Origin of the sequence: Streptomyces sp. NBC_00210 (genome assembly GCF_045160975.1) — a bacterium.
Classification (GTDB): Bacteria; Actinomycetota; Actinomycetes; order Streptomycetales; family Streptomycetaceae; genus Streptomyces.
In genome coordinates, this window is sequence record NZ_CP108120.1 from 6,331,857 (window position 1) to 6,344,318 (window position 12,462).

Annotated in this window: 10 protein-coding genes; 4 read left to right on the top strand and 6 right to left on the bottom strand. The window is 69.2% G+C overall.

Annotated elements, in window-relative coordinates; translation table 11 throughout:
• Nucleotides 1-91: 91 nt before the first annotated feature.
• Nucleotides 92-1,645, bottom strand: a complete 1,554-nt coding sequence (locus OG729_RS28570; protein ID WP_360883645.1) for a DUF1996 domain-containing protein — start codon at nt 1,643-1,645, stop codon at nt 92-94.
• A gap of 196 nt (nt 1,646-1,841) precedes the next feature.
• Here OG729_RS28570 and OG729_RS28575 point away from each other — a divergent pair, with 196 nt between their 5' ends.
• Nucleotides 1,842-2,375, top strand: a complete 534-nt coding sequence (locus tag OG729_RS28575; RefSeq protein WP_360883648.1) for a GNAT family N-acetyltransferase — start codon at nt 1,842-1,844, stop codon at nt 2,373-2,375.
• Between the two features lie 67 nt (nt 2,376-2,442).
• Here the strand turns inward: OG729_RS28575 and OG729_RS28580 are convergent, their stop codons facing one another.
• Complete coding sequence (locus OG729_RS28580) at nt 2,443-3,090, bottom strand: response regulator transcription factor (protein WP_360883650.1); 648 nt, start codon at nt 3,088-3,090, stop codon at nt 2,443-2,445.
• Nucleotides 3,075-4,343 carry a sensor histidine kinase gene (locus OG729_RS28585; RefSeq protein WP_405808727.1) on the bottom strand — a complete coding sequence of 423 codons (1,269 nt, stop codon included), beginning with the start codon at nt 4,341-4,343 and terminating at the stop codon, nt 3,075-3,077. The genes OG729_RS28580 and OG729_RS28585 overlap by 16 nt, the downstream gene beginning before the upstream one ends.
• A gap of 217 nt (nt 4,344-4,560) precedes the next feature.
• Between OG729_RS28585 and OG729_RS28590 the strand changes: the two genes are divergently transcribed.
• Complete coding sequence (locus tag OG729_RS28590; protein WP_405808728.1) at nt 4,561-6,729, top strand: MMPL family transporter; 2,169 nt, start codon at nt 4,561-4,563, stop codon at nt 6,727-6,729.
• 234 nt (nt 6,730-6,963) lie between these two features.
• On the opposite strand, the gene OG729_RS28595 is transcribed toward OG729_RS28590, so the two are convergent.
• Nucleotides 6,964-7,965: an NAD-dependent epimerase/dehydratase family protein gene (locus OG729_RS28595; RefSeq protein ID WP_405808730.1), complete on the bottom strand. Its 1,002-nt coding sequence runs from the start codon at nt 7,963-7,965 to the stop codon at nt 6,964-6,966.
• A gap of 193 nt (nt 7,966-8,158) precedes the next feature.
• Here OG729_RS28595 and OG729_RS28600 point away from each other — a divergent pair, with 193 nt between their 5' ends.
• Both OG729_RS28600 and OG729_RS28605 read left to right on the top strand, forming a co-directional pair.
• Entirely contained in the window at nt 8,159-8,725 is a 567-nt protein-coding gene (locus OG729_RS28600; RefSeq protein ID WP_405808732.1) for a hypothetical protein, read from the top strand.
• 46 nt (nt 8,726-8,771) lie between these two features.
• Nucleotides 8,772-10,208, top strand: a complete 1,437-nt coding sequence (locus tag OG729_RS28605) for a PepSY-associated TM helix domain-containing protein (protein ID WP_405808733.1) — start codon at nt 8,772-8,774, stop codon at nt 10,206-10,208.
• A 296-nt stretch (nt 10,209-10,504) separates the two neighbouring features.
• Here OG729_RS28605 and OG729_RS28610 read toward each other — a convergent pair whose 3' ends face one another.
• Both OG729_RS28610 and glnII read right to left on the bottom strand, forming a co-directional pair.
• Nucleotides 10,505-11,071 (bottom strand): winged helix-turn-helix domain-containing protein, encoded by a 567-nt coding sequence (locus OG729_RS28610; protein WP_360883667.1) that lies wholly within the window; start codon nt 11,069-11,071, stop codon nt 10,505-10,507.
• A gap of 357 nt (nt 11,072-11,428) precedes the next feature.
• The gene (gene glnII / locus OG729_RS28615) at nt 11,429-12,448 is read right to left on the bottom strand and encodes a glutamine synthetase (RefSeq protein WP_405808735.1); all 1,020 of its coding nucleotides are present in this window, start codon (nt 12,446-12,448) and stop codon (nt 11,429-11,431) included.
• Between the last annotated feature and the right edge of the window lie 14 nt (nt 12,449-12,462).

The following is a 12,462-nucleotide window of genomic DNA, read 5'->3' on the forward strand; positions in this document are numbered from 1 at the left end:
CACACACTGGACGGGGGGCCGAAAAAGCCGGATCGGCCCCCCGTTTCGGAGGGCCGATCCGGCCGTGTCAGGTCAGGTCAGGTCGCCTGCGTCACTGGCACTTTTGTCCGTTGTTGATGCAGTTCACCACCTTGTTCATGAGGTTCTCGTCGAAGACGTTGATGAAGTCACCGTGGTCGGTGATCGGCTTGTGCAGCTGCTCGGGGAAGGAGTCGACCGCAAAGCCGGGACCCGGCGGGACGTCATAGACGATCCGCTGCACCAGCTGAGGAATGGCCTTGAATCCATTGCCGCAGTTGCCATTGCCGTCCGCGAAGGCCACATGGGTGCGGTGATTCGCGCTGTCGGTGTTCTGGCCGTCCCAGCAGCTCTGGAACTTGAAGCTCCGTACCACCTGGCTGCCCTCGGGGCAGATCGGGTACTTGTCCTTCAGCTGGCGGTTCTCGAAACCGGTGCAGCTCCAGGAGGCATTGGCGTTCGCGTCGCCGTTGGTGAATGCCTTGGCGTCACCGGTGATGATGCGCAGGAACTTCGGCATGGCGGTCACCTTGCTGACCGGGTTGCCCACGAAATTCAGCGTGACCTGCGACGGAGTCTGGATCTCTCCGACGTTCTTGTCCTTGCCGCCACCGTCCGCCTGGGCGTCGTTCTCGTTCTGACCGTTCTGCAGTCGCAGGACCGGCCAGTAGTACGTGGACTTGTCGCCCTGATTCTGGCAGCTCGTCTGGCCGTTCGCGAGATCGTCGTCGCTGGCGAAGGCGTCATTTGCCTGGTTGCCGACGTAGTCGTGCATATGGTGCGCGCCATTGCTCACACCAGGGGCGACGATCACATTGTCCGGATTGAACTTGCCGTTCTCGTTCGTTCCGCATTTGGTGACGAACTTACCGTTGGAGCCGCCCTGCTGCTGCTGGGGCCGCTGGACGTTCGGCTGGACGGACTGGATGTCTACGAAGTCGGATGCCTCGGGTCCGTTGCCGCCCTGACCTCCTTGATCGTTGCCCTGACCATTGTCATTGCCCTGGTCATTGCCCTGACCGTCGTCCTGACCGCCATTCTGGTCACCATTTTGACCACCGTCCTGGCCCTGGTTGTTGTCGCCCTGCCCGTCGCCGTTGTCCTGGCCGTCGTTGTTCTGGCCGTCGTTGTTCTGACCGTCGGCCTGGTCGTCGGCCTGCAGCGCGCAGTCGGCGAGGTCGTCCATGCCCTGCGGTCGCTGGCCGTTGCGGTCGATCGCGTTGGCAATCCGGTCGATGCTCGCGCGCCGCTTGTCCCTGAGCGGATTCAGGATGGCATTGTCGGCGAGCTGGGGATCACGCTCGATCTGCTCCTTCTGGTCGGCGAACCGCTTGTACGCGTCGGTGATCTGGCTGTCCATATTGGCCAGCTCACCGTCGACCTCCTGGCGTGCCTGGGGTGGCACTTCCGGGAGTTCGTTCGCGACCTCGGGGCAGTCGATGGTGGACACCGCCTGCCCGGCGGACTTCGTCTGCGCCTGCTCGTTTTGCTGACCGGACCAGGACCAGCCTTCACTCGCGGATGCATACACATTGACCGCAGCCAGCCCACCCCCGCCCAGGATCAATGCGGCCGAGGCGATGATCGCCCGGTTCGCCAGCGTCGAGCGTTTTCTTGTGCGTCCCATGGAACTCCTCTGCTTCGTTGCCGGGGTGGGTTTGGGGGATCCCGGCAGAGGGAGAAGCGCGTCGTTCCATACGGGTGTGGCTCATGTGGTGTTCAAGCGGAGTGCGGCAGACATGGGAATTCGTAGAAATCTCCATCAGCAAACCCGGCGCATTGCGCCGAAGTCGGACCGCGGCCGGGATGGCAGGATGGGGCGCATGACCGAGATCCACACCCCCCGGCTCCTGCTGCGCCGCTGGCACGACGACGACCTTGTCCCGATGGCCGAGATCAACGCGGACCCGCAGGTCATGCAGTGGATCGGTGACGGTTCCGTACGCGATCTGGAGCAGACCGCCGAGGACATCGAGCGCTGGGAGGAGGAGTGGGACGAGGAGGGCTTCGGACTTTTCGCCGTCGAACTGCTCGCCTCGGGCGAACTGGCGGGCCTCGTCGGCCTGTCCGTGCCCACGTTCCTGCCGGAGGTGCTGCCCGCGGTGGAGATCGGCTGGCGGCTCGGTACCCCGTTCTGGGGCCAGGGGTACGCCTCCGAAGCCGCCGCCGCCACACTGGAGTTCGCGCTCCAGGACCGCGGCCTCGACCGGGTGATCAGCATCGCGCGGCTGGGCAACGACGCGTCCGAGAACGTGATGCGCAAGCTCGGCATGGAGCTGGAAAGCGAGACGACGCACCCGGTGTACGGCTTCCCGCTGCACGTCTACGCGATCGACCTCACGGAGTACCAGGCCTGACCACACAACGACTCGGGCACCGGACAGGCCTGAAAACCAGGCCTGTCCGGCGCTCGAGGACGGAAAGCTAGCCGCGGTCCAGATACGCCAGCACCGCAAGCACCCGGCGGTTGTCGTCGTCCGAGACCGGCAGGTCCAGCTTTCCGAAGATGTTCGAAGTGTGCTTGGCCACCGCCCGCTCCGTGACCACCAGCTGACCGGCGATCGCCGCATTGGAACGGCCCTGCGCCATCAGCTCCATGACCTCAAGCTCGCGCGGGGTCAGTCCGCCCATCGGCTTGTCCTGCGCCCGCCGGGACAGCAGCTGGGAGATCACCTGCGGGTCCATCGCCGTGCCGCCGGCCGCCACCCGTCGTACCGCGTCGATGAACTGCTCGGCGTCGAAGACCCGGTCCTTCAGCAGATAGCCGACCCCGCCGTTTCCGTCGGCCAGCAGCTCGCGCGCGTACAACTGCTCCACGTGCTGCGAGAGGACGAGCACCGGCAGCCCGGGCTTCGCCCGCCGCGCCGCCAGGGCGCACTGCAGGCCCTCGTCCGTGTGGGACGGCGGAAGCCGGACGTCGACGACGGCGACGTCCGGCTCCAACTCCGCGAGCGCTTTGGTCAGTTCGGGCCCGCTTTCCACGGCGGCCAGAATCTCGAAGTCGTACGCCTCAAGCATGCGGACCAGGCCGTCACGCAGCAGGAACAGATCTTCGGCTAGAACAACTCGCAAGGGATCTCCATGGTGACCATGGTGGGGCCGCCTGCGGGACTGCTGACGGCAAGTACGCCGTCGAATGTACCGAGTCGGCGTTCGATACCGCTCAGCCCCGAGCCGGACCCGATCGCCGCCCCGCCCTTGCCGTTGTCCGTGACCGAGATGCGCAGCGAGCCGTCCGAGTACGTCACATCGACCCAGAGCCGGTCCGCGCCCGAGTGCTTGACCGCGTTGGTGAGCGCCTCGCTGACCGCGAAGTACGCGGCCGACTCGACCGGCGCGTCGGCGCGGCCCGACAGCTCCACAGCCACCTCGGTCTTCACCGGCAGCCGCAGCGCCAGCGCCTTTACCGCGTCGCCGAGCCCGCGCTCCGCCAGGACCGGCGGGTGGATGCCGCGGACCAGATCGCGCAGCTCGGTCAGCGCCTCGGCGGAGGACTCACGGGCCTTGGAGATGAGCTGCTTCGCCTGCGCCGGGTCCTTCTCGATGAGCGCCTCGATGGTGCCGAGGTTCATGCCCATGGCGACCAGTCGGGCCTGCGCCCCGTCGTGCAGATCCCGCTCGATACGGCGCAGTTCGGCGGCCGAGGTGTCCAGCGCGTCGTGCCGGGTCTCGGTGAGGCGGTCGATGCGCTGCTCCAGCTCCTGCTCGTGCTCCGGCGCGAGCATGGCGCGGGTCAGCCTGAAGTGGGTGCGGACGAGGACGCTGTTGGCGTTCATGGCGATGGTCAGCCAGACCAGGCCGAGCAGCGCGGCCGCACCGGCCGTGCCCCAGCTGCTGACCGGCAGGAACGAGTACCAGTAGGTGCCGCCCGCATCCACGATCGGCTGCCACAGTCCGGCGGCGAGCAGCAGCCCGAAGATGCCGTCCAGCACCAGGGCCGGCGGGATCAGCGCCACGATCGCGCCCGCGGTCATGTCCCCCAGCAGCCACTGCATGTCCCGCCAGGTCGCCGGGTCCCTCAGCATCAGTGTGCAGCGCTCGACCTGGCCGGTGATGCCGCTGCGTATGTCGCGCGGGAAGGGGCGGTACGGAACGGGGATCCGCAGCGACGACCACTGGGCGGCGAGCAGCCGACGCTTATTGGCGTGGGCCCGTACCAGGGTCAGAGTCGCCGGAGTGGTGAACACCCCCACGCCGGCGGGGATCAGCGCGATCGACGTCACCGCCAGGACGAAGAGCGTGATCGATCCGATCAGTGCCGTCAGTGCCAGCGCCAGTCCCTGTGCGCCGGCCACCACCGCGTCACGTGCCTTCGTCGCATTCATTGGGGTTCCCCTCGTTGTCCGGTCTCAGGCACAAGTGTGGCTGGAGTGCGAGTGCGAGGGCACTGGTCCCCGACACCGGACCGGGGTGTACCTAGCACCACCCTCCTGAACTCGCCTTTTGTCTCACGGCAGGGGGCTTTGACGGCTGGGGCGCGAGGCCGCCGGTTTCTAGCGTCGTACTCGACTTATTCGACGCATATCTTGGGGGCGAATCGCGATGAGGCGAAACCTCGCGGCACGTATCGGTGTGTGGAGCGCACACCACCGCAAAACGGCGATCATCGGCTGGCTGCTCTTCGTCATCCTGGCCACGGCCGTCGGCGGGGCATCGGGGATGGTCGAGATGTCCGAGTCCGAGCAGGGTACGGGTGACTCCGCCCGGGCCCAGAAGATCCTTGACGACGCGGGACTTGGCCGGCCGGCCGGCGAACTGGTCCTGGTCAGCAGCGCGGCGGCGGGCGGCTGGCAGGACGCGGCACGCGAACTGGCCGCGGCCATCGAGAAGACCGGCGAGGCACAGAAGATCGAGCCGCCGCTCGCCGCCAAGAACGGCAGGGACGCGCTGATCCGCTTTGAGATAAAGGGCGATGCCAAGACGGCCGCGGACCGGGTGCAGCCCGTGCTCGATGCCGTACGCACGACGGCCAAGGCCCAACAGGGTGTTGAGGTGCACCAGTTCGGGAAGGCCAGCTCGGAGAAGTGGCTCGGCGACCTGCTCTCCGAGGACTTCAAGCAGGCCGAGTTCACCGCGGTGCCGCTGGCGCTCGGCATTCTGCTGGTCGCCTTCGGTGCGATCGTCGCCGCCCTGCTGCCGGTCGGCCTCGCGCTGACCGCGTGCCTGGCCGCCTTCGGTCTGCTCTCGCTCGCCAGCCACCAACTGCACCTGTTCCAGTCCACATACTCCGTGATGTTCCTGATGGGTCTCGCCGTCGGCGTCGACTACTGCCTGTTCTATCTGCGGCGCGAGCGGGACGAGCGGGCCGCGGGCCGCGACGCCGAGAGCGCACTGCGGATCGCGGCCGCCACCAGCGGCCGGGCCGTCCTCGTCTCCGGCGTGACCGTCATGCTGGCGATGGCCGGAATGTTTCTGTCCGGGCTGATGCTCTTCAAGGGCTTCGCCCTCGCCACGATCCTCGTCGTCTTCATCGCGATGCTCGGCTCGATGACCGTGCTCCCGGCGATGATGGCCGGGCTGGGCGACCGGATCGACGCGGGCCGGATCCCCTTCCTCAACCGCCGCGGCAAGAAGGGCGCGCACGAGAGCGGCGCGGTCGCGGGCGCGGTGCTCCGGCCCGTACTGGCCAAGCCGAAGCTGTTCGCATTCGCCGCGGTCGCGGTGCTGCTGGCGCTGGCGGCGCCCGCGGTGGGCATGAAGACCGAACAGCTCGGGATGGAGAAGCAGTTCGGTTCGGACGCCGCGCTGTCGGTCGCGTACAAGAAGATCACCGAGGCCTTCCCGGGCGGCCCGGAGCCGGCGCGGGTGGTCGTCAAGGCGGACAGCATCGACTCGGCGCCGATGCGGGGCGCGCTCGCGAAGTTCGACAAGAACACGGTGACCGTGCACAGGGCGCAGAACATCGCGGAGATCGAGGTCGTGCTGGCCGGGAACGGCACCGACACCCGCTCCAAGGACGCGCTGTCCGACCTTCGTGACAAGACGGTGCCCGCGGCCTTCGACGGCACCGGGGCGCAGGTCTACGTGGGCGGCGAGCTCGCCGCGTCGGTCGACTTCAACGACCAGCTGAAGCGCGGCATCGTCCCGGTCTTCGCCTTCATCACGGCCGTGACCTTCCTGCTGATGCTGCTCTGCTTCCGGTCCTACGTCATCGCCGTCACGTCGATCCTGCTCAACCTGCTCTCGGTGGGTGCCGCCTACGGCGTCATGGTCGGGGTCTTCCAGCACGGCTGGGGCGCGTCCGCGCTCGGTACGGAGGCGGTCGGCGCGATCGAGAGCTGGATGCCGCTGTTCGTGCTGGTGGTGCTGTTCGGTCTGTCGATGGACTACCACGTCTTCGTGGTCTCCCGGATCCGCGAGGCGCGTGACCGGGGGACGGACACGCGCACCGCCATCCGCGAGGGCATCCGCCGCACGGCGGGAGCGGTGACGGGCGCGGCGGTGATCATGGTCGCGGTCTTCGCGGTCTTCGGAACACTGTCCATGCAGGACATGCAGCAGATGGGCGTGGGCCTGGCGGTGGCGGTGCTGCTGGACGCGACGATTGTGCGGATGGTGCTGCTGCCGTCGGTGATGGCGCTGCTGGGCGAACGGAACTGGCGCACGCCGAGGGGCCTGCGGTGGCTCCCGAGCCTCGACCACGCGGACCCGCCGACTGCGGCCCCGGCCGGCCCGGCCCGCCAGGAGTTCCCGGTGCCGTCGCACCACTGACAGACCTGGGGCTCCGCCCCAGACCCTCCCCCTACGCCCTGCGGGCGTGGGGGGACCCCCACGCCTCAATCGCCGGCGAGGCTTGATTTGCCCGGGCATATCAAGCCCGTCTGGGGGTCCCCCCGGACGAAGTTTGGGGGAGATTGAGGACACGCCCGTAGGGCGTACGGGGTCTGGGGCGAAGCCCCAGTTACCGGAAGGGGCGGGGAGGGGAAAGCGCGCCGCAGGCGAACCTCACGCGTCCAGCACCTTCGCCTCGACCTCTGGCGCGAGCCCCACCACCGGCCGGTCCGCCCGCTGTGGCGCCGCGCCGCCGATCGACTCCAGCCACGCCCACGTGTCCGCCACCGTCTCCCCGGCAGGCCGGCACCTCAGCCCCGCCCCGAGCGCCCGTGCGACATCGAGGCCGTACACCGAGGCGTACACCTCCGGCAGTTCGTCGCGCGGGACCCAGATCGGCAGCTGAGTCCACGGCTCGACGCCCGCCGCCAGCACCGTCTCCGCCGGCGTCCAGCGCAGCTCGGCCGCCGAACCCGTGGCCCGTACGCACGCCTCCAGCAGCTCCCCGATCGTCGTATGGCCCGGCGCGCTCGCCAGGTTGTACGGGCCGCTCAGCCCGTGCTCCGCCGCGTGCAGGATCCACTCGGCCAGATCGCGCACGTCGATGAACTGCACCGGCAGATCCCGCGGGCCCGGCGCCAGGACCGGACCGCCGCGGGCGATCCGGTTCAGCCACCACGGCAGCCGGCCGATGTTCTCCCGCGGTCCGAGGATCAGGCCCGCGCGCACCAGCACCGAGCGCTCCTCGCCGAAGGCGTCGAGCACGGCCAGTTCACCGCCGCGTTTGGCCTCCGGGTAGGGCACATCGTCCGCGTCCGGCGAACCGTCCACCACCGGTGCGCTCTCGTCGTACCCGGCGGTCCGCGGCCCGGTGTACACGGAGCAACTCGACACATAGACATAGTGACTTGCCCGCCCGGCCAGCAGCCGTGCCGTGTCCCGCACGGCAGCCGGCGCAGCCGACCAGGTGTCGACCACCACGTCCCAGTCGCCCTCGGCATCCGCGAGCGCGGCAAGCCCTCCCTCGGCCGTACGGTCCCCGAGCAGCGTGGTCACGCCTTCCGGAGCGGCATGCCGTCCGCGGTGGAAGGCCGTCACCTCCCACCCGCGGGCCAGCGCCGCCTGAGCCACCGCGTGGCCCACGAACTCGGTCCCACCAAGAATCAGAAGCCTCATGACTGCGACTGTGCCGCGCGCCCACCAGGCACGCCCAGTGATTCCGCTGCCAGGTGAATGATCAAACGTGCAGGTCCGCTCGCCGCAACCGCTTGCGGGATGGCAGCATGTGCGGACCATGACGGATGCCCGGTCGCCGATACGCGCCCTTCGGGCCGCAATTTTCGCGGCAGTTGCCGTCACATTGGCCGCCGTGGGGCATTCATCCCTGTCTGCGCATGACATCCCGATCCCGGCACTGCTCACCGCGCTGGCCGTGACCGCGGCCGGCTGGTGGCTCGCAGCCGGCCGGCGCCGCGGGGTCCGCTCCTACGGGGCCGGGCTGTTCGCCGTGCAGGGCGTGCTGCACCTGCTGTTCACCACCGGACGCTGGCCCGCCCCGCACCATCACACGGCCCACGAGCACTACGACCACCTGGCGCACGAGCCGTCCGCCCCGCTGGACACGGGCATGGCGATCGCCACGGACGTCGACATGATCGCCGTCCACCTCCTCGCCGCCGTCGGCTGCGCCCTGTGGCTGGCCCACGGCGAGACCGCACTCTTCAAACTCGCGCACGCCGTCGCCGCGTTCGCCTTCACCCCGCTGCGACTGCTGCTCGCGGTCGTACGGCTGCCCCGGCCAGTGCGACCCGCGCCGTGTCCCGTCTCCCGCACCCCGCGCCCGCTGCACGGCGTGGTCCTCGCGCACACCCTCGTGCGGCGGGGCCCGCCCGCGCTTCTCGTCCCCCGTGCCACGGCCCCTGGAGCAGCCGTCTGACCTGGGGCCGCTTTCCCCATGTCAACGCCGACTCCTTAGGACCACCATGTCCATCGAAGTCCCCCGCAAGGGCACCGAACCGGCGGACGAGACCGGTAGCGATACCGGCAGCGCCGCACCCGAGACCACCAAGGCCGGCCCCTGGCGCGCACTGCGCCCCCTCGTACTGCGCCTCCACTTCTATGCGGGCCTGCTGATCGCCCCGCTGCTGCTCATCGCCGCCGTGAGCGGTCTGCTCTACTCGCTCTCCTTCCAGGCCGAGAAGTTCGTCTACCGCCACGAGCTCCAGGTGCCGGCCGGCGATCGCTCCGTCCCCCTCGCGACACAGGTCGAGGCCGCCCGCAAGGCCCACCCCGAGGGCACGGTGACCGCCGTGTGGCCGTCGTCCGAGGACGGCGCGACCACCCGGGTCCTGATGACCACCCCGCAGGTCGAGGAGGGTGAGTCCCTCGCCATCTTCGTCAACCCGTACACCGGCGAGATACGTGGCGAGCTGGCCGACTCCTTCGGCGCTCTCCCGCTGCGAGCCTGGCTCAGCGGGCTCCACTCCAACCTGCACCTGGGCGACTTCGGGCGCAACTACAGTGAGATGGCCGCCAGTTGGCTGTGGGTCGTGTCACTCGGCGGACTGCTCCTGTGGCTGGGCCGCAGGCGCCGCGCCAAGCGTGAGCTGCTGCTTCCCGAGCGTGGCGCGACGGGCCGCCGCCGCGCCCTGACCCGGCACGGTGCGATCGGCATGTGGGCGGTCGCCGGTCTTGTCATGCTCTCCGCGACCGGTTTGACCTGGTCCAAGTACGCGGGCGAGAACATCGACGCGATCCAGACCCAACTCGGCGGAGCGACCCCCTCCGTCTCGGCCGAACTCCAGCCGGGCGGCGGCGAGGGCGGTGGACACGAGGGCCACGACGGCGGTGGCGAAGCGGGCCACCAGGGCCCGGACATCGGCATCGACAAGGCGGTCGAGGCGGCCGCGGCCAAGGGAGTCGACGGGGAGATCGCCGTCACCCTGCCCGCCGACGGCAGCGGCTATGTGATCAAGGAGACCGACAAGCAGTTCCCGGTCCATCTCGACTCGGTCGCTGTCGACCCGGCCGACGGCGGGGTCATGGACGAGCTCAGGTTCGCCGACTACCCGTTGCTCGCCAAGCTGACCCGGTTCGGGATCGACGTCCACATGGGCAAGCTCTTCGGCCTCGCCAACCAGCTCGCCCTGGCCGCGCTCGCCCTCGCGCTGATCCTGCTCATCGTCTGGGGATACCGGATGTGGTGGCTGCGCAGGCCGACGAAGGACCGCACGCTGAGCGTGGGCCGGCCGATGCCGCGCGGCGCCTGGCGCAAGCTGCCGGTGACCGTGCTGCTGCCGATCGCCGCGGCCACGGCGCTGGTCGGCTGGCTCGTGCCGATGCTCGGCATCAGCCTGCTGGTGTTCCTGGTGATCGACATGGCACTCGGCGCGGTGGCGAAGGCCCGCTCCCGGGCTTAGGCCCTGTCCGGCCGATCTTGCCGGGTTCGCGTGCCCTGGCACGCGCATCTGCTGCGTTGTCGTCAGTCGCCTACTCCCCCGTAGCCCTTCGGGCACGGGAGGTGCCCCCATCGCGTGGGCTTCTTCCTCCGCCTTGCGTCTGCACGCACCAGACCCTCCCCCTACGCCCTGGGGGCGTGGGGGGACCCCCACTCACTGATCCGGCCTGATCGACAGGACAGGACCAGGCCCTGTCCGGCCGCCTGCGACAGGGGCCCGGTTCCGGTGACGTCCGGAACCGGGCCCCGTGCATCGGATCACGGCGTGTACTTGTAGCCCACCCGCCGCACGGTCTGGATCGCCCGGCGGTGCTCGGCACCCAGCTTGCGGCGCAGCCGGGCCACATGGACGTCGACGGTCCGGCCGTCGCCCACATGTCCGTAGCCCCACACGGTCGTCACCAGCTGGTCACGGGTGTGCACCCGGTTCGGATGCGCGACGAGATGGGCGAGCAACTCGAACTCGAGGTACGTCAGGTCCAGTGTCCGGCCGTCCACCGCGGCGGTGCGCTGCACCGGATCGATGAGCACCGGACCGTCGGCCGGTGCCTGCAGCTGCGGTGCGGGCACGAGCGCGGCGGGCTGCTGATCGGCCGGTACGAGCACCAGGTAGCCGATCATCGGCGGCTGGCCGGGGAGCGCGGGCAGCGCGTGCTGGGGTGCGGGAAGCCAAGTGGCCCCCGGCGGAAGGAAGTCCGCGACATCGACGACCTCGTCACGGTCGACGGCACGCAGTCGGTGGCGGCCCGCCGGAGCCTGGACGGTGGCGGCCGGGACGTCGGGGACGGCGGAGAAGGAACGGGCGGAGCTACGGGTGTTCGCCATGAGAGGTCAGCTCTTTCGCGCGGAGGAGTCGTCGAGTTCGTCGATGGGACGGACGTACGTCGTGCGCGCTGGCCGAAGGCCGGATGAGCGGCTTTAGAGGGCCTGCGCGTTCACCGCGCGGCAACACACCCGGTCGAAGTCGTGGTGCTGCCGGGAAGGCCAGAACGGCTCGAGGTCGCTGGGACCTGTTGCGAAGTGCTGGTAGCCGGGCATGGCCCTATTGAAGCAGACCCCCCGCCGTCACAGCAGGGTCCTCTCGTACGTTGATACGTGATCTTGTCGACATCGGGAGCCATCAGCAGGCAAAAAGGGCGCCCGCCGAATCGGCGGACGCCCCTCTCGTCAGTCAGCGGTCGCTCAGACCTGGCCGGCCTTCTCCAGTGCGGTGCAGCAGGTGTCGACGATCAGGCGGGTCACGGCATACGGGTCGACGTTGGCGTTCGGGCGGCGGTCCTCGATGTAGCCCTTGCCGTCCTGCTCGACCTGCCACGGGATGCGGACCGAGGCGCCGCGGTCGGAGACGCCGTAGCTGTACTCGTTCCACGGGGCGGTCTCGTGCAGACCGGTCAGCCGGTCGTCGATGCCCGCGCCGTAGTTCTTGACGTGGTCGAGGGGCTTGGAGCCCTCGCCCAGCGACTCACAGGCGGTGATGATCGCGTCGTAACCCTCGCGCATCGCCTTGGTGGAGAAGTTGGTGTGCGCGCCGGCGCCGTTCCAGTCGCCCTTGACCGGCTTGGGGTCGAGGGTCGCGGAGACCTCGAAGTCCTCGGCGGTGCGGTAGAGCAGCCAGCGGGCGACCCACAGCTGGTCGGAGACCTCCAGCGGGGCGAGCGGGCCGACCTGGAACTCCCACTGGCCGGGCATGACCTCGGCGTTGATGCCGGAGATGCCCAGGCCCGCCTTGAGGCAGTTCTCCAGGTGTGCCTCCACGACGTCACGGCCGAAGATCTCGTCCGCGCCGACGCCGCAGTAGTAGCCGCCCTGCGCGGCCGGGAAGCCGCCCTCGGGGAAGCCCAGCGGGCGGGAGCCCTTGAAGAAGGTGTACTCCTGCTCGATGCCGAAGATCGGCTCCTGGGCCGTGAACTTCTCGGCGACCTCGGCGAGCGCGGCACGCGTGTTGGACTCGTGCGGGGTCATGTCCGTGTTCAGGACCTCGCACATGACCAGGACGTTGTCGCCGCCGCGGATCGGGTCCGGGCAGGAGAAGACCGGCTTGAGAACGCGGTCGGATGCGTGGCCCTCGGCCTGGTTGGTGCTGGATCCGTCGAAGCCCCAGATGGGCAGCTCGGCGCCGTCGACAAGTATCTTCGTCTTCGAGCGAAGCTTGGCGGTCGGCTCGGTGCCGTCGATCCAGATGTACTCAGCCTTGAAGGTCACGGGGCCTCATCCTT